12 protein-coding genes are annotated in these 19,189 nt (G+C 47.2%); all 12 read left to right on the top strand.

Annotated features, from left to right (window positions below; all coding sequences use genetic code 11):
• The first annotated feature begins 52 nt into the window (after nucleotides 1-52).
• Nucleotides 53-1,753, top strand: a complete 1,701-nt coding sequence (locus tag D9Y29_RS00905; protein WP_206513677.1) for a glycoside hydrolase family 43 protein — start codon at nucleotides 53-55, stop codon at nucleotides 1,751-1,753.
• 34 nt (nucleotides 1,754-1,787) lie between these two features.
• Nucleotides 1,788-3,191, top strand: a complete 1,404-nt coding sequence (locus D9Y29_RS00900) for a glycoside hydrolase family 43 protein (RefSeq protein WP_206513676.1) — start codon at nucleotides 1,788-1,790, stop codon at nucleotides 3,189-3,191.
• 109 nt (nucleotides 3,192-3,300) lie between these two features.
• Entirely contained in the window at nucleotides 3,301-4,008 is a 708-nt protein-coding gene (locus D9Y29_RS00895) for an NUDIX hydrolase (RefSeq protein WP_127124552.1), read from the top strand.
• A gap of 33 nt (nucleotides 4,009-4,041) precedes the next feature.
• Complete coding sequence (locus tag D9Y29_RS00890; RefSeq protein WP_127124551.1) at nucleotides 4,042-6,339, top strand: ribulokinase; 2,298 nt, start codon at nucleotides 4,042-4,044, stop codon at nucleotides 6,337-6,339.
• Nucleotides 6,340-6,432: 93 nt separating this feature from the next.
• The gene (locus D9Y29_RS00885) at nucleotides 6,433-7,461 is read left to right on the top strand and encodes an aldose epimerase family protein (protein WP_206513675.1); all 1,029 of its coding nucleotides are present in this window, start codon (nucleotides 6,433-6,435) and stop codon (nucleotides 7,459-7,461) included.
• Nucleotides 7,458-8,945, top strand: a complete 1,488-nt coding sequence (gene araA, locus D9Y29_RS00880) for an L-arabinose isomerase (protein WP_127124549.1) — start codon at nucleotides 7,458-7,460, stop codon at nucleotides 8,943-8,945. The genes D9Y29_RS00885 and araA overlap by 4 nt, the downstream gene beginning before the upstream one ends.
• Before the next feature lie 49 nt (nucleotides 8,946-8,994).
• Nucleotides 8,995-10,704 (top strand): sodium:solute symporter family transporter, encoded by a 1,710-nt coding sequence (locus D9Y29_RS00875; RefSeq protein WP_127124548.1) that lies wholly within the window; start codon nucleotides 8,995-8,997, stop codon nucleotides 10,702-10,704.
• Nucleotides 10,705-10,954: 250 nt separating this feature from the next.
• The gene (locus D9Y29_RS00870) at nucleotides 10,955-11,578 is read left to right on the top strand and encodes an RNA polymerase sigma factor (protein ID WP_127124547.1); all 624 of its coding nucleotides are present in this window, start codon (nucleotides 10,955-10,957) and stop codon (nucleotides 11,576-11,578) included.
• 39 nt (nucleotides 11,579-11,617) lie between these two features.
• Nucleotides 11,618-12,802: a FecR family protein gene (locus D9Y29_RS00865; RefSeq protein WP_127124546.1), complete on the top strand. Its 1,185-nt coding sequence runs from the start codon at nucleotides 11,618-11,620 to the stop codon at nucleotides 12,800-12,802.
• A 245-nt stretch (nucleotides 12,803-13,047) separates the two neighbouring features.
• Nucleotides 13,048-16,635 (top strand): SusC/RagA family TonB-linked outer membrane protein, encoded by a 3,588-nt coding sequence (locus tag D9Y29_RS00860; protein ID WP_206513674.1) that lies wholly within the window; start codon nucleotides 13,048-13,050, stop codon nucleotides 16,633-16,635.
• A 20-nt stretch (nucleotides 16,636-16,655) separates the two neighbouring features.
• On the top strand, nucleotides 16,656-18,185 hold the full coding sequence (locus tag D9Y29_RS00855; RefSeq protein ID WP_127124544.1) for a RagB/SusD family nutrient uptake outer membrane protein: 1,530 nt from the start codon (nucleotides 16,656-16,658) through the stop codon (nucleotides 18,183-18,185).
• Between the two features lie 13 nt (nucleotides 18,186-18,198).
• Nucleotides 18,199-19,137 (top strand): putative zinc-binding metallopeptidase, encoded by a 939-nt coding sequence (locus D9Y29_RS00850; protein WP_127124543.1) that lies wholly within the window; start codon nucleotides 18,199-18,201, stop codon nucleotides 19,135-19,137.
• Nucleotides 19,138-19,189: the final 52 nt, after the last annotated feature.

Raw genomic sequence — 19,189 nt, 5'->3', positions numbered from 1 at the left:
TTCAATAATGAAGAAGATCATCGGTAAAATTAATTCCGGAAAACTGCTGTCAATGTCAGGTATATTGATAGCTGTTCTGTCCGCTTTTGCTGCTTTCTCACAGAAAAGGATAAGCGCCGGTAACCAACCTGTTTTCACACAATTCACTTACCAGGGCAACGACAGGATCTACAGGAACAATCCATTGAATGAGGGAGAGTTTTACGGTCCGATCTTGCAGGGATGCTACCCCGATCCCAGCATTACACGAAAAGGAGATGATTATTACCTGATCAATTCCTCTTTTTCAATGGTGCCCGGCGTTCCTTTGTTTCATTCAAAAGACCTGGTGAACTGGAAACAGATCGGACATGTGCTAGACAGGCCATCTCAATTGAAAGTGGAGAAAGCCGGGACCTCAGCAGGGATCTATGCTCCGGACATCAAATACAATCCGCATAACAATACATTCTATATGATCACTACCCAAATTGCCGGCGGCATCGGTAACATGGTAGTGAAATCACAGGACCCCGCTAAAGGGTGGAGCGATCCCATCAAACTGCAATTCGATGGCATCGACCCGGCCCTGTTCTTCGATGATAATGGTAAAGCCTATATTGTACATAATGATGCCCCGCCCAGAGGTAAAGAGTTATATAATGGACACAGGGTGATCAAGCTATGGGAATACGACCTGGAAAAAGATGCCGTGGTGGCTGGAACAGACAGGATCATCGTGGATGGCGGCGTGGATATAACGCAGAAACCCATCTGGATCGAAGGACCACATCTTTATAAGAAAAATGGAAAGTATTATCTCATGTGTGCGGAAGGTGGAACAGGCGGATGGCATAGTGAAGTGATCTTCGTGAGCGATGATCCAAAAGGACCTTTCAAACCAGCACCCGGTAATCCGATCCTCACCCAGCGCTATTTTCCGAGAGACAGGAACAATAAGGTGGATTGGGCAGGTCATGCAGACCTGGTGGAAGGACCGGATGGAAAATATTATGGGGTATTCCTGGCCGTTAGACCCAATGAAAAGAACAGGGTGAATACCGGCAGGGAAACCTTTATCCTGCCTGTTGACTGGAGCGGGGAGTTTCCCGTTTTCGAGAACGGACTGGTGCCGATGAAGCCCAGGGTGCGGATGCCTAAAGGCGTTACCAATCTTACCGGGCAGAATGGATTTCTTCCCAATGGCAACTTTACCTATACGGATGACCTTTCGGCTTCTTCACTCGATTACAGGTGGATCGGAGTAAGAGGAGCACGTGAAAATTTTATCAGCACATCTAAGGAAGGCGTGAAAATAAGACCCCTGCCGGTTACTATCAAAGCTACAGAACCTACTTCCACTTTGTTTTGCAGGCAACAGCATGCCAGCTTTGAAGCAACTGTAAAGATGAAATACAATCCACAATCGGAAAAGGACCTGGCAGGGATCGTTTGTTATCAGAAGGAAACTTTCAATTATGTATTCGGAATAACACGGAAAGGGGATGATCTCTACCTCGTTCTGGAAAGGACCGGTCATGGTAAATCCACGATCCTGGGCAGTGAAAAGATCGCCTCCGGGAACGGTATTTTGTTGAGAGTGGCGGCACAGGGCGATGATTATTCTTTCAGTTTTTCTCCGGATGGCCAGCAGTTCAAAAATATTGGAGGCGTAGTTTCGGGTGACATCCTGAGCACTGATGTGGCAGGAGGTTTTACAGGTGCGCTCATCGGCCTGTATGCTACTTCTGCCAATGATGTGGTGGTCCCATAATATGGAAGCTCTTCGTTTAAAAAAAATAATTGTAATGATGAGATCGATGATTTTCCTGCTGTCTGCACTTGTTACAGGCAACCTCTTGCATGCGCAGAATCCTGTTATCCAAACGCATTATACTCCTGATCCGGCGCCGATGGTATACAAAGACAGCGTTTATGTATATACGGGAGACGATATTCCGGGACACGGATTTTATTACATGACAAAATGGAGGGTTTTCTCATCAGCCGATATGGTCAACTGGACTGATCATGGCGCGCCCATTTCACTGGAAAGTTTCTCCTGGGGGGTAGACAGGGCCTGGGCTGCTCAATGTATCCGGCGTAACGGGAAATTTTACTGGTACGTTTGTATGCAAACGGACAAGAACAATATGGCTATCGGGGTAGCAGTGAGTGACGGACCTACCGGACCTTTCAGGGATGCAATCGGCAAGCCGCTGATCACAACCAACAGCTGGTCCAATATAGATCCGACCGTTTTTATTGATGATAACGGTCAGGCATACCTGTACTGGGGGAATGGCCAGCTTTATTACGTGAAGCTCAATTCCGATATGATCAGCTATACAGGGAATATCAATGAAGTTCCCTTGTCTGTGGCTTCATTTGGTGGTGTGAGAAGGGCGCCCAACAGGGATTCCAGTCAAAACAGACAGGCAGAACAGAACAAAGACATGTTTGTGGAAGGCCCCTGGTTCTACAAAAGGAATGGTCATTATTACCAGATGTTTGCAGGAATGGAAAATGGGACCGAATGTCTTTCCTACTCGATGAGTACATCTCCTGAAGGTCCCTGGACCTACCAGGGGAAGATCATGACCAAACAGCCAACCAACAGTTTCACCAATCATGGCGGGATCATCGATTTCAAAGGCCGGTCATATCTGTTCTATCATACAGGGTTGCTGAAAGGTGGAGGGAGTTTCGGGCGTTCCACTGCCATAGAATCTTTCAGGTATAATGATGATGGCACCATTCCTGCCATTACCATATCTGCAACCGGTCCTGAGGCAGTTGGTTCCATCGATCCTTATCGTTCTGTTGAGGCCGAGACCATTGCCTGGGCAGAGAATTGCACTACAGGGCAGGACACGCGCACCGGCGTTTTTGTTACCGGTATCCGCTCAAAAGGATGGATAAAAGTGCGTGCAGTGGATTTCGGAAAAAGCGCTCCAAAAAAATTTTCGGCAGATCTGGCTGCCGGCCTGAGCGGTGGCATCCTGGAAGTGTTTGCAGACAGTATCGGTGGGGTTAAACTGACTACCATCCAAATTACACGAACCGGCGGGTGGGATAAATGGAAAACCTTTACAGCGCCGGTTCTGACGCCTCTTACAGGTATACACGATCTCTATTTTTCTTTCAATGGCAGGAACCTGGTGGCCGGGCGTGAGCTCTTCAATTTCGATCGCTGGAAATTTGAAAAATGAATGACTGCCCGGAATCAAAAAAATAAGTGTAAAACAGACACTTAAAATTTGAATTTTGAAAATATCATCTTAGATTCACTGAAAATACACCGCTTCCCAATAAATAGAAATGGCTGTAACACATTACCCGGTTGATAAAATGCTCGTAGCGGTGGATTGCGTGATCTTCGGATTCGACGGAGAAAAACTGAAATTGTTACTGATCAAAAGGGGATTTGAACCTCAGATGAACAAATGGAGTTTGATGGGCGGTTTCGTACGGCCAAAGGAAAGTCTCGATAACGCCGCTATCCGTATCCTTGAACAACTTACAGGTCTCAAAGGTGTGTTCATGGAGCAGCTCGCTGCCTTCGGAGATCCTTCAAGGGACCCAATGGAACGGACTATTTCGGTTGTATATTATGCATTGGTGGATATCGGCCGGTACAGAAAACAACTGAGTGAAGATTTTCATGCCGAATGGTTTCCGATGGCAGCTATACCACTCCTGATCTTCGATCACCAGCAGATGGTGGAAAGAGCCAGGGAAAGGCTGCAATACAAGGCTGCGCTGCATCCCATTCTGTTTGAACTATTGCCTGAAAGATTCACGATCCGTCAATTGTTAGATCTTTATGAAGCTGTTTACGGTAAAGAACTGGATAAGCGGAACTTCGTCCGGAAGTTGAAAAGCTCAGGTCTTATCATCCGTCAAAAAGAAAAAGAAAAGGCGTCGTCAAAGAAGGGCTCCTTCTTATTCAAACCGGATAAACGCAAGTACCCTTCAAGCCTGCGGTCTTTTATCAGTTTTTTACCGAACAAAGAGATTTTCCAATAGGGATTTTTTTTGCCCCGGTTTATAAATGTTAATATGACACTTAATAAAGAAATCAAGAATTACGTTATTGGGGTCGATTACGGAACAGACTCTGTAAGGGCCATACTGGTTGATGCCGGCAATGGAAAAGAGCTGTCATCTTCCGTATTCGCTTATCCTCGCTGGAAGCAGCAGCTTTATTGTAATGCTTCCCGGCAGCAATACCGGCAGCATCCCCTGGATTATATGGAAGGATTGGAGTTTGTGGTAAAAGATTGCCTGGAACAGGCAGGAGCGGCTGCGGCAGCGCAGGTGAGGGCCATCTCGGTGGATACAACGGGCTCCACACCTGTAGTGGTGAACCGGGAAGGAATACCATTATCATTGTTGCCGGGTTTTGAAGAGCATCCCAATGCCATGTTCGTATTATGGAAAGATCATTCCGCCATCCGGGAAGCGGCCGATATCAACCGTCATCCGGAGGCCGCTAAATACTTGCAGTATTGCGGCGGGATCTATTCTTCGGAATGGTTCTGGGCTAAATGGTTATACCTGTTGAGAAATGATGAGCAGATCCGCGCTGAGGGATACTCGTTAGTAGAGCATTGCGACTGGATGCCTTTCCTGCTGACGGGTGGGAAGGATGTGCATGCTTTGAAACGGAGCATTTGCGCGGCAGGTCATAAAGCCTTATGGTCTGAATCATTTGGCGGCCTTCCTCCGAACAGTTTCTTTGCGGAAATTGATCCCCTGCTGGATGGACTTACAGATCATCTTTTTACCACCACTTATACTTCCGATGTTCCTGCCGGAACATTGTGTGCCGACTGGGCCGGAAGACTGGGGCTTAGCACGGATGTGATTATTGGGATTGGCGCATTCGACGCGCATATGGGAGCTGTGGGAGGACAAATTGAACCTTATTACCTCAGTAAGGTAATGGGCACTTCCACCTGCGATATGCTGGCGATACCAGAGGATGAAATGCAGGATGTTGTTGTGAAAGGTATATGTGGACAAGTCCCTGGCTCTGTGATCCCCGGTATGACCGGCCTTGAAGCAGGTCAGTCTGCTTTTGGCGATACCTATGCCTGGTTCAGTAATCTGGTGAACCGCTCCATCACTGAATTGTCCGGTGCTGCTGCTGCTTTGCCATTGGGAGAAAACGATGAGATTGCGGTGGACTGGCTCAATGGAAGGCGTACGCCGGATGCCAACCAGGAATTGAAAGCCACAATCAGCAATTTGGATCTGGGCAGTGATGCAGTAAGGATATTCAAGGCATTGGTGGAGGCCACCTGCTTTGGAGCAAGGGCGATAGTGGAAAGATTTGTTTCTGAAGGAGTACCTATCAAAGGATTGATAGGGTTGGGAGGAGTGGCCCGTAAATCTCCCTATATCATGCAACTGATGGCGGATGTAACAGGGATGCCTATACGAATACACAGGTCGGAGCAGACCTGTGCTGCCGGCGCCGCCATGTTTGCTGCCGTAGTTGCCAAAATCCATCCCACAGCGGAAGCGGCTATGGAGGCTATGGGCCAGGGATTTGAGCATACTTACCATCCCCGCACAGAACTTACCGCATACTACGCGGCAAGATATCAACGATACCAGGCCCTTGGTGCGCAGTCCATTAAACGAAAAAAAGTCAATGATCGTTTTCAGGCAATCAGGGAACAGGCCTGGGAGACCAATATGCAATTACCTGCTGCAGGGCTGGTGGTGGCCACATTTGGTAATGTGAGCGCTGCCGATCAGTCTGCGGGATTATTTGCCATCAAGCCAAGCGGCGTTCCTTACGATCAGCTCTCTCCTGCAAAAATGGTGATCGTGGATTTTGATGGCCGGGTTATAGAAGGTTCACTCAGGCCTTCTTCCGATACACTCACGCATGCTGTGTTGTACAAGCACTGGCCACAGGTGGCAGGGATTTGCCATACGCATTCCACTTATGCCACAGCATGGGCGCAGGCACTGAAAGATATTCCCTTGTTTGGCACCACACACGCAGATCATTGCACCACTGCTGTTCCCTGTGCAGCGCCGATGCGCGATGAACTGATCAAAGGAGACTACGAATATTCTACCGGCTTTCAGATCATGGAATGCCTGCTGGAACGGGGGCTCGATCACAGGGAGATCGAAATGGTCCTCGTGGGGAATCATGCTCCATTCACCTGGGGCCGTGATGCTGCGAAGGCTATATACAATAGCATCGTGCTGGAGCAGATGGCAAAAATGGCATTACTGACACTGCAGATCAATTCGCAATCCGGTCAAATGAAAGATGCCCTGATCCAAAAACATTTTGAACGGAAACATGGTCCTCATTCTTACTACGGTCAATAAACTTATTCAACGATCAAGCCAATGAAATATTTATCCCTTTTCTTATTACTGGCAGCCTGCGGGCAGGCTCCACAAAAAAAAGCCAGGTCCATTATGACTAAGCCCTTTGGTACCTATGAATCGAAAGCTGTAACAGAATACACCCTCACCAATGAGCAGGGAATGGAATTAAATGTGATCAATTATGGTGGGGCTGTTACGCGGTTGGTGGTTCCGGGCAGCAATGGAGAACCCGGAGATGTTGTAGCGGGGTTTGAAAGCCTGGAAGGCTACCTGCAAAAAAACAATCCTTATTTCGGAGCCCTGGTAGGTCGCTATGCCAACAGGATCCGCCAGGCAACATTCAAATTGAACGAACAACAGTTCCAACTGGTGGCCAATGATCACGGTAATTCATTGCATGGTGGTAATAAAGGCTTCGATAAGGTTTATTGGGAGATTGAAAAGCTGCCGGGCGATAGCAGCCTGCTGCTCACTTACAAAAGCAAAGACGGGGAAGAAGGATATCCGGGCAACCTGGATATAGAAGTGGTGTATACATTGACCAATGATAACACCTGGAGGATAGAGTACAAAGCCACCACCGACAAACCCACGCCTGTAAATCTCACACAGCATGCGTATTTCAATTTATCTGGAGGGCCCGATTCTACCATTCTGGACCATGAGCTACAGATCAACGCTGATGGATATACGCCGGTTGATTCATTGTTGATACCCACCGGCAGGATCGATAGTGTTACGGCTCCACTGGACTTCCGTAGCGCCAAACTCATTGGCCGTGATATTGCACTGGTTCCTGGTGGATATGATCACAACTGGGTATTGAACAAAACTGGAGCATCTCTTCAGAAAGCAGCTGTATTGTCGCACACAAAAAGCGGAAGAGCAATGGAAGTCTGGACCACAGAACCCGGCTTGCAATTCTATTCCGGCAATTTTCTGGATGGTTCCCTGAAGCAAACAAAAAATGGAAAGCCCTATGTGCAGTATGCCGCACTTTGCCTTGAAGCACAGCATTTCCCTGATAGTCCCAATCAACCATCTTTTCCCGGCGCCATTCTTCAGCCCGGACAGGTGTATACACAAACTACCATCTACAAATTCATCAACATACAATGAGTAAACCCTTTGAACAGCTGGAGTGCTGGTTTGTGACCGGCAGCCAGCATTTGTACGGAGAAGCTACACTGCGGCAGGTAGCGGAACATGCGCAACACATTGCCGGATATCTTGATTCGAATGAAAGCATACCGGTTACGATAGTTTATAAACCAATTGTCAAAACACCTGAAGAGATCGCCCAGCTCTGTATCGATGCCAATGCAATAAAGAACTGTATTGGACTGATCACCTGGATGCACACTTTCTCACCTGCCAAGATGTGGATCCAGGGCTTGAAAATTCTTCAAAAGCCGCTACTGCATCTGCATACGCAATTCAACAGGGAAATCCCGTGGAATGAGATCGATATGGATTTCATGAACCTGAACCAGTCGGCGCACGGCGACAGGGAGTTTGGTTTTATCATGAGCCGGATGCGCCTGGAAAGAAAAGTAGTGACCGGCTTTTGGCAGGATGATATTGTGTTGAAGCAGCTTGATACCTGGATGAGGGCGGCAGCAGGATGGCACGACTGGCAGGGTGCGAAGTTTGTCCGTTTCGGCGATAACATGCGTTATGTTGCCGTTACCGAAGGGGATAAAGTGGAGGCGGAAATGAAATTCGGTTATTCGGTAAATACGCATGGGGTGGGTGACCTGGTCAAATTTGTGGATGCCGTTGAACAGGATGCAATAGATACACTATGCCGGCATTACGCTGATGAATATACGCTGGCTGCTTCTCTGAAGAACAATCCTGCTCTCCGGGAAGCTGCAAGGATCGAGATTGGATTGCGCAGGTTTCTGGAGGCTGGGAATTATAAGGGCTTCACCACCACCTTTGAGGATCTTCATGGACTGAAGCAACTGCCAGGACTGGCGGTGCAGCGATTGATGAAAGATGGTTATGGCTTTGGAGCAGAGGGTGACTGGAAAACAGCGGCGTTGGTGCGTATCATGAAAACGATGGCTGCAGGACTACCGGGAGGGAATTCTTTTATGGAAGATTATACCTATCACTTTGCGAAGTCGCCCGGCCAGCCGCTGGTGCTCGGTGCGCATATGCTCGAAATTTGTCCATCTATTGCAAATGGAAAACCGAACTGTGAATTGCATCCGTTGGGAATTGGAGGAAAAGCAGATCCGGTTCGGTTGGTATTCAATGCAGGAGGCGGGGAGGCGTTGAATGCGTCCATCATCGATATGGGGAACCGCTTCCGTTTGCTGGTGAATACAGTAAATGCTGTGACTCCCGAAAACGAACTGCCAAAATTACCGGTGGCCAGGGTGCTGTGGGAACCTTATCCGGATATCAATACCGCCTGTACTGCCTGGATCCTGGCTGGTGGCGCACATCATACCTGTTTCAGTCAGAATCTTACAGCACAGCACCTGGAGGATCTTTCTCTGATGGCGGGAATGGAGCTGGTGCTGATAGATAAGGAAACGAAACTAAGATACTTCAGGAACGAGTTGCGATGGAATGACGCTTCTTTTCGATAAAAAAATTCCTGTACTCATTTTTACCTTACTCCATTAAGCTAATACTAACATGAATTCACAATTGCTGCCAATTGATTATTGCATTTTTCTTGTTTATTTCCTGATCGTTGCCGGTTATGGTTACTGGATCTACCGTAAAAAGAAAAAAGAAGTGGCCGATACCAAGGACTTCTTTCTTGCAGAAGGCTCACTGACATGGTGGGCTATCGGCGCATCGCTGATTGCCTCGAACATTTCTGCGGAACAATTCATCGGAATGAGCGGTGAAGGTTTTTTTGCAGGTATAGCTGTGGCTGCTTATGAATGGATCGCTGCTATTGCCCTGATCATTATTGCTGTTTGGTTCATACCTGTGTATCTGAAGAATAAGATTTACACGATGCCGCAGTTTCTCACAAGGCGATACAATGAAACGGTGGCGGTGATCATGGCTATATTCTGGCTTTTCCTGTACGTGTTTGTGAACCTTACATCAATATTATACCTGGGAGCTGTTGCGATCAACGGTCTGATGGGTGGAGGTTCTCTGCATGTGATCATGATCGGCCTGGCGGTGTTTGCATTGCTCATTACACTGGGAGGCATGAAGGTGATCGGCTATACTGATGTGATCCAGGTGGCCGTACTCATTGTAGGTGGCCTGGCCACAACCTATCTCGCACTTAGTATTGTTGCTGAACGGGCCGGTGAAGGCGCCAGCGCCATCAGGGGCTTTGAGATCCTGATGCGAGATGCACCGGACCATTTTCATATGATCTTTGATAAACCAACGGCCGGTACTCCGCAGATAGAAGTGGACAAATACCTGGTATTACCGGGCATTGCCATGTATGCTGCAGGTCAGTGGATCGTGAACCTCAATTATTGGGGATGTAATCAATATATAACGCAACGCGCACTGGGAGCCGATCTGCAGACAGCACGGACGGGTATTTTGTTTGCCGGTTTTCTCAAATTGCTGATGCCATTGATTGTAATGCTGCCAGGAATTGCTGCATACGTTTTATATAAAAATGGACAGCTTCCGCAATTGGAAGGCGGAAGCAAAGATGGTGCTTATGCTGCCATTCTGAGCTTTTTACCAGCAGGTTTAAAGGGTTTGTCGGTGGCCGCTTTAACAGCAGCCATCGTGGCTTCGCTGGCAGGAAAGCTCAATAGTATCTCTACCATCTATACCCTCGATATCCATAAAAAATACTTCGCGCGTAATTCAAGTGAGAAGCAGCAGGTTTGGATAGGAAGATTAACGGTATTGGTGGCGATGATCGTGGCCTTGCTCTTCACATGGAAAGATCTTCTGGGAATAGGAGGGGAAGGTGGATTCACCTTCATTCAGAAATATACCGGCTTTATCAGTCCCGGCGTATTTGCCATGTTCATACTTGGGATGTTCTGGAAGCGGACCACCGGTGCAGCGGCCATTGCAGGCGTGATCACCGGGTTTGTACTGTCTGTATTCTTCAATAACTATGCTCCATCGGTATTTGGACATGAGACCTGGTTGTATACAGCTTTCGAAACACAGGAGAAATCCGGGGATATTGTAAAGACTGTCTGGAGAATTCCCTTTCTCATCAATATGGGATGGTCGTTCTTCTTTACGATGCTGGTCATGATCAGTATGAGCCTTGCCGGTCCGAAGATAAATCCGAAAGCATTTGTGCTTGACCGGGAGATGTTCAGGATCAATAATCGTACGGCATTGCTGATTGTGATAACGATCATTTTGCTGACACTGCTGTATGTCAGGTTCTGGTGATGAAATTGTTTGGTATCCTGCATAAGGAAGGGGTTTCATGCGTGTTTGTGTTTTGCATGAAACCCCTTCTTCAAATTAGTGCTTTACTTCAACCAGAATGACTGGATCGTTTTCGATTCACCTTTCTTCAGCATGATCTTCTGAAATCCTTTCAGTTCATTTACAAGCCAGAGAACTTCGCTCAAAAAACTGCGCCTATCCGCAATTTTGGGTATCATTGTACATTGAATGCAATCCAAAGTAAATGTAAATGTCCACTGACGGTATGTATGATCATCTCCGGGAAAGGGAACTGTTCAACCGGATAGCTAATGGGGATGAAGAGGCTTTTAAACAGGTATACCAGCACTTCATGACCATTATTAGTGGAGCGGTGATGCAGCTGGTGAAATCTGAAGCTGATGTGGCTGAAGTGCTGCAGGAATCCTTTATGCGCGTTTGGCTGAACCGGGATAAATTCCCGGAAATTGCGCAACCTGGCGGATATGTACGAAGGATCATTATCAATGAATGTTACCGGCATATCAAGAAAAGCCAGGTACGGGACAAACTGCATCATAACCTCGATACATCCGGGAGCCTGCATGCAACACACCCGACTGAACAGCGGGTTGAACTTTCCGAGACGAGGGTGCTTATCCAACAGGCGATCGGTGAAATGTCGCCCAGGCAATACACTATCTATGCACTCAGTCGTGAACAGGGAAAGCGCATCTCTGAAATTGCTGATTCGCTACACCTCTCGGAGGATTACGTAAAGAAAACACTGGCCACCGCCTTAAAGAAGATCCGCAAAAAACTTCGTCAATCGGGCCGGCTTTTACCTGCCATCTTATCTTTCTTTTATTTTTTTTTTTTGACCTATACCCCCTAATTGTTCATTTGGAGGGTTAATGTACAAGTACTATACACCATGGACAAATCTGAACTTGCCTATTTACTGAACAGATACGCTGATAACACCATTTCGGAAAGTGAAAAAGAAGTATTGATCACTTTTCTTCAATCAGGTGAAGATCAGGAACTGGCGCTCGAAGCAGGAGAGGCCTTCCTGGATGCTCATGTACATAGCCGTACCGATCTGTTACCTTATTCAACCATTGCGCAGCAAATTTTGGATACTGATCGTGTGGAATTGCAGCCGCAAAAAAAAGGCAGACTGTTACGTATGGCGCACCTTGCCAGGATAGCAGCGGCTGCCGTGTTGCTGGCGCTGGCAACCGGTATCTGGTGGTGGGACCGCGCCCCGGAACAACCGCCGGCGGTGGCGGACGTGAAACCAGTGAACGATATTGCTCCGGGGAAAGAAGGGGCTATTCTCACCCGTACCGATGGGAGCAAACTGGTGCTGGACCAATCAGGTAAAAGAGAGATAAAAGATCCTTCCGGCGCCAGTATGCTGCTTGATAACGGAAAGATCACTTACACAAATAATACAGTCGCGGATGTGACCAGCCTGAACACCATATCCACTCCCAACGGAAAAACATTCCAGGTTTTGCTGGAAGATGGGTCCAGGGTATGGCTCAATGCCGGAAGCTCTGTTACTTATCCCATGGCCTTTACAAAAGGTATCAGAAAAGTGAAGGTCACAGGAGAAGTATATATAGATGTTGCAAAAATAGCGAACAGTCCTTTTCAGGTAAATGTGGATGACCGTGCGGAAGTGGAAGTGCTGGGAACAAGTTTCAATATAAACGCCTACCAGGATGAGCCCATTATTAAAACAACACTGGTTGATGGCGCTGTTAAAGTATTGAATGGGAACAGGAGCCAGTCGGAAATCCTGAAACCCGGGCAATTGGCAAAATTGGATAAGAACGGAAAGATAAGTACCGGCATCGCAAACATCAATGAAGTGACTGCCTGGAGAAATGGACTTTTCCATTTCAGCAACGCCAATGTGGAAGAGATCATGCGGCAGTTAAGCAGGTGGTATGATGTGGAAGTGAAGTACGATGGCGGTATTCCTGTAAGAACCTTCTCCGGCGAGATCGGGCGGCAGCTAAGCCTTCAACAGGTATTGGCTATCCTGCGCACCATCCGCATCAATTATACTATCGACAACGATAAACAGATCACCATTAAAAAAAGCTGAACAAACTTTTGAAAAACCCGCTTCCGGCTATTGCTGGCCACGGAAGCAAAAAGAGACGGATCAAAACAAAACCGGGGATCAGATTGCACCCTGCCCCGGTTAGTTTAAGATCGATCTCTTACAGGAATTGTACTGCTTAATATCAACCTAAACATTGCGAAAGTATGCAAATTCATGCGTACTGCGACGGGTTATCCATATGGAGAAAACCGAAGTCGCAGTTTTCAACCAAACTACTGTTAGTCATGAAACTAACGACGATCTTATTATTGGGCGCATTCCTTCATGTGAGCGCCGGCACCAAAGCCCAACTGGTAAATTACACTGCAAAGTCGGTGAGTTTACAACAGGTATTTGAAGTGATCAAAAAGCAAACAGGCTATGTTTTCTTTTATGATGACGCAGAGCTTAAGAACGCAAGGCCTGTATCAGTGGAATTGAATGGAGTTACGATCCGTGAAGCACTTACTTCAGTGTTGGGCAATCAGCCCTTTTCTTACGAGATCCAGGGCAACACAATTGTGATCACCGCCAAACCCATGAACCTTTTTCAGCCGCTTGTTATAGCTGAAAAAAGGGATCCCATAAAAGGCCGGGTGAGCAACAATGTGGCCACGCCTTTGGTGGGTGCAACTGTTATGGTGAAAAACAAGAAACGTACCGTGCAAACCGATGCCCAGGGCAGGTTTACCATCGATGCAGAAGATGATGACATCCTCATCGTTTCTTATGTTGGCCATGCTAAACTTGAAATGCCACTCGACAAATACGCAGCCCTTTCAGCCGGCAAATCCATCACTCTTTCCGGAAGTAATATTGTAAAGGCCATTTCAGGAGAAATGTTCATTGTCCTGCAGCAAGACATAGCTACCATGAATGAAATGGTAGTTACCGGTTATCAATCGCTCAAAAAAACCACAGTGGCAGGATCTGTAAGCACCATCAAAGCGGAAGAGCTTTATCTCAATGGTGTCAATACATTGGAACAGGCATTACAAGGTAAACTGCCAGGCGTGGTGGTCTCCAATCCTACAGGTCTTACCGGTGTCCGCCAGCGTACTCGCGTGCGCGGAACTTCAACCTTACTGGGAACGCAGGAACCTGTATGGGTGGTGGATGGCATTATCCAGGAAGATCCCCTGCCTTTCAAAACCGCCACTCTCAATGCACTGGGTGAGATCAACCAGGATAATTTCGATTATATCAGGGATTTTGTAGGCAATTCCATCAGCTGGCTGAATCCGAACGACATTGAAGATATTACTGTTCTCAAAGACGCTTCTGCCACCGCCATCTATGGTGTCCGTGCAGCCAATGGCGTAATTGTGATCACTACCAAGAAAGGAAAGATAGGCCCGGCTTCCATCAACTACTCTGTTAACACCAGCATCACGGAAAAAGTAACCTATGACCGCCTTGAAATGATGAATTCCAAGGAACGTGTGGCTGTTTCCAAAGAGATTTATGAGCGTGGGTTGATCACCAATAACCTGAACAATACCATTGGGTATGCAGGTGTATTGAATGACTTTCTCAACAAGCGGATCACTTATGATGAATTCAATCAGAAAGTTGCCAGGTTGGAAACGGTGAATACAGACTGGTTCGACATGATTTTCCGGGCACCCGTAAGTATGAACCATAACCTGAGTATTTCCGGGGGCAATGCCAATACCAGGTATTATGCATCTGTCGGATATAATTCCACCAAAGGCACCGCCATTGGTAACGATAATACAGGGTATACAGGTAATGTGAGCATCAATTCCCGTCTTACCAGCAAGCTGAATGTGAACTTGCGTTTATCTGGTTCGCAGAAAAAAACAAAAGGCTTCTATCTGGTTAGTCCTTATGCTTACGCCACAAAGATCAACCGCGCCCTGGAAGCATACGATGAAACCGGTGCATTGTCTTACTACCCCAATGAGAGTGGTTTCAGGTTCAACTTTCTCAATGAGCGCGACAATACCGGGCTGGAAAACTCAACCCTTGGCATCAACACCAGCATCGATGTGAATTATGATATTCTCCCCGGACTTCGTTTTCAAACGATGTTCGGTTACAATACCACCACTGTGGAAGGTAAATCATGGGCTACTGAAAGGACGGCTTATATTGCCAAAATCAGGAATTACGAATATGGAACTGTAAACCCAACCGATACAAGATATATCAACAGCCGTTTACCGGTTGGTGGAGAGTTGAATGAAAACAGGAGTTCCTCCACTTCCTGGAACTGGCGGAACAGTTTGTCTTTTTCCAGGGTATTCAGGCAGGTGCATGCGCTCACTGTGATGGTGGGTCAGGAAGCCAACAGTACCAGGCTCACAGGAGGCAGCGCCACTACATACGGCTATATGCACTATCGTGGTAAATCCTTTGCCACCGTTCCGCTTACTTACACTGCCAACAGAACGCCCAATGCATTGTATACGGATATGCAGGCATCCCGCAGGAATGTTGACAGGCTAACCAATAATATGGGGTACTACGCAACAATGAACTATTCCTACGATAGCAGGTATGTGCTTAATGCCAGCGTGCGTTCAGATGCTTCCAACCGTTTTGGTCAATACACCGGTGAAAAATTCAATCCCGTTTGGGCAGGTGGTGTCCGATGGAATATGGCGCGTGAAAAATGGTTCGACAGGACGAACTGGCTGGCAGACCTCAATCTGCGCGCCAGCTTCGGTTATCAGCGTAATATCGTGAGCAGCGTCAGTCCTGATCTGATCGTGCGCATTCCCACCGGAGCCGCTGCCAACAGCGTTGATGTATTCACGGGAGAAGACCTGCTCACATTAAGCAAGCTGCCTTATGCGGACCTTCGCTGGGAAAAGAACTCCTCCGCCAACTTCGGAGTAGACCTCAGTCTTTTCCATGGAAAGGTAATGGCCACAGTTGAATATTACGAAAAGAGAGGCCGCGACCTCATCACTGAGTTGAAAGTACCGGTTGAGTATGGTGTGGAAAGCATGCCCATCAATGGAGGCAGCATGATCAATCGCGGACTTGAGATCAGCGCCAGTTTTACTCCGGTGCGTACAAAGGACTTTACCTGGAATCTCAGTATGAATACCTCTAAGAACTTCAACGAGATCACCAGAACAGGTACGCAGCTTGTCAACTGGAAATCTGCTGTAAGTGGAACGTACTATAAAGCGGGATACCCGGTAACAGGGTTCTGGGCTTTCGATTATACAGGTATCAATGCAGAAAATGGTTACCCTGTTTTCAACACACAGGTGGCAAAGGGTGCAGACTCCATCGGCGATCCTACCACTTACATGAAATACATGGGAAAACTGGACCCTGATTTTACGGCTGGAATCGGAATGAGCTTCAGGTACAAACGTTGGTCGCTCAACACTTCCCTCAATCTGCGGTTGGGCGGAAAAAAATTCCTGCTCCCTGCTTATAATGCAACCGGCGGAAGATTGCCGTCTGAGTACGAAAACATCTCAGCAGAGTTGCTGGCAAGATGGACTCCCTCTAACAAAACCGCTTCATTTCCCGGATTACCGGATTATACACTCGCGTCATTCCAGTTGCCCGACAAGCGCACTTTTACTCAGGTGTATGAAATGTACAATAACAGCAGCGCAAGGGTAGTGGATGCCACATCTCTTCAATGTAATAACCTTGGCATCAACTATAGCATGCCCGAAAGTGTTGCCCGAAAGCTCAGGTGTAATGCCATCAATTTCGGAGGCGGTGTGAGTCAGTTGTTTTCGATTGTAAGTAAAGATTTCAAAGGCCGGGATGCGGAAGTGGCTACAGGCCAGCAACCGCGTACGAGAACGTATACACTCACCGTTTCCGCCAGTTTCTAATCTTAAAATCTGACATTGAAATGAAAAAAATATTCATATACCTGTTGCCGGTTTGTTTGCTTGCCACTTCCTGTAAAAAATTCCTTGAAGAAACCAGTTCTGATGAGATCAGGCCATCTTCAGTGGAAGACATGACGGCATTCATGCACAGTGATGCCTACCCGTATACAACAGCACTGGAGTGGTTTTCAGATATGCTTACGGATGATGTTAAATCAAATGGCCTTCCTAAAAATACCAACGGTACCATCAATACTACATACATACCATTCCAGGAAAATGGTAAGGGCGTTTTTGGGTTCGATCCATTGGAACTGGAAGGAACTACAGGATCTGTTGCTACCGCCGTGGATGCCTGGAAGAACTATTACAACAAGATCAAAGGCTGTAATATTGTTATCGATTACACGCCTGAAGTGGATGGGCTGGATACGAAGAAAATGGCATTGCGTGGTCAGGCATTGTTCCTGCGCGGCTATTACTACCTCAAACTGGCACAGCTTTACTGCCTGCCTTACAGGGGCGCCGGAGTGAACCCGGAAACCACACCTGGATTACCTCTTATTCTTACTATGCAGGTGAGCGATGAACATGTTGCACGTCATACTTTGCGCAGAACATTCGACCAGATCGAGGCTGACCTGCTGGAAGCAGCGCAATTGCTGAAAGATAATTTCGTAGCGCCTTCCACTTTCAGAGTGGGGCATCTTACAGCCTATGCCATGCTGGCCCGTTTTTACCTGTACAGGGGGGAGGATTCGGATATGGACAAAGCCATCGAGTACGCCGGACTGGTGATCAGTGAACGCCCCCAACTGACCTTACTGAAGAATTATATCGGCACCGGAAATGTGATCTCCATGTCGGGAATCTATGATCCGCAAAGGAGTACTGAAATTCTTTGGCAGTATGGGTCCAACCCCAACTCGCTGGCAACATTCTATCCCGCGGCCAATTCCTTCTCCAACCTGAATCCACCTTTCTCGGTTTCAGATGAATTGCGCAACAGTTACTTTATAGGACCAGACAATAATAATTTTGGAGACCTCCGCTACACGCTGAACTTCTTCAAATACACCAACGGAGGTGTCCAATACCCCTCCCGTACTGCTAAAATCGGCATGAATATCACAGCCGGTGATAAAGGTATCCGCACCGGCGAAGTATACATTATCCGGGCAGAAGCATTCACAAGAAGATTTCTGCGAACAGCACAGGATGCAGACCGTATTCTTGCCCTCAAAGATCTCAATGATCTCCGCGAAAGCAGGTACGATACGCGCAATACCACCTATGATCCGGTTGATCTCAGCAACGGAGATGCATTGCTGACATTTGTGCTGGAAGAACGCAGAAGGGAACTCAGTTTTGAAGAGAATACCAGATGGGCAGATATCAAGCGTTTAGGCCTTTCCGTTACCCATAACCTGGTGGATGCTGAAGGGGATACCAGGCAATTTGTGCTTCCGGCCAACAGCCCGCTTTATGCACTGCCCATACCAGCTACCGCCATAGACAGGAACAATAACCTGATCCCTAACCCACGTTAAATTTTCATCAATCATGAAACTCAACTTATATATAGTCTGCGTTTTTGTATTGCTGGCAGGAGCCTGCAAAAAAGAGGATAAACTGCAACCAACCGAAAGCAGCCAGGGATATACGTTGCCGCAGGGTAATAACGATTTCGACAAAACTATTGTCCAGTACTTCGATAAATACGGCTCCTATATGCTGTATAAATTTTCCGACAGGGATGCTTACTGGACCCCCTCCGGCTGGAAGAATACCAGGTACAATGAAGCTACCAAAGCCTGGACCACAGGATTTCTGGTGAAACCCGCCGAAGAACCGTATATCACCAAACAACTCAACCTTATACAGACCTGCTGGTTTGGGTATTATTCAGATGAGTTCCTGAAAACATTTTTGCCGGCAAAGGTCCTCTTGTGTTCTTCAGTGGACTCTTCCTCGCTAAAATACGATTTCAGTACAACCCCTATTACCATCACGCAGGTAAATAAAGCAGTAGGGGCCTGGTTCAATCTCGATAATATCTGTGTGAACTATGGCAGTGCGGCCGTTGAAAATATGACTGCCCTGGATTCCGGCACCTTCATCTTTAAGGTGAACAATATGTTCATGCGGAATATTTTTGCCCGCAAACCTATTGATCCTCCCGCTGATTTTGTGAAAGTGACATCTTATGCCTCCAATTTTGCTTCACAGCCGGCTGCGTATGATGCAGGGACCATTACCAATTATTATGGTTCAGGACCAGTGCAGGATTGGGAAGAATATATCCTGGCCATGACAGGTTACCCGGAATCTGTATTGAATACCAGCGCTCCCAATACCACAAAATCTTTCGTGGGTATTTTGAATCCAACCAAGGACCGCTTCGGAAAGATCAGGCAACGGTATAATATCGTTCGCAATTATTTTATCGAAAAGTACAATATAGATCTGCAAAAGATCGGTAACGCTTCTTTATCCAGATAAATAACAACACCAGCATTTATGAATGCATCCGGCAACGGAATGCAACATGCAG

It is taken from the genome of Pseudoflavitalea rhizosphaerae (assembly GCF_003991355.1).
Lineage (GTDB): Bacteria > Bacteroidota > Bacteroidia > Chitinophagales > Chitinophagaceae > Pseudobacter > Pseudobacter rhizosphaerae.
The sequence above is the reverse complement of the archived record's forward strand: the minus strand, read 5'-3'. Positions and strand labels throughout refer to the sequence as shown.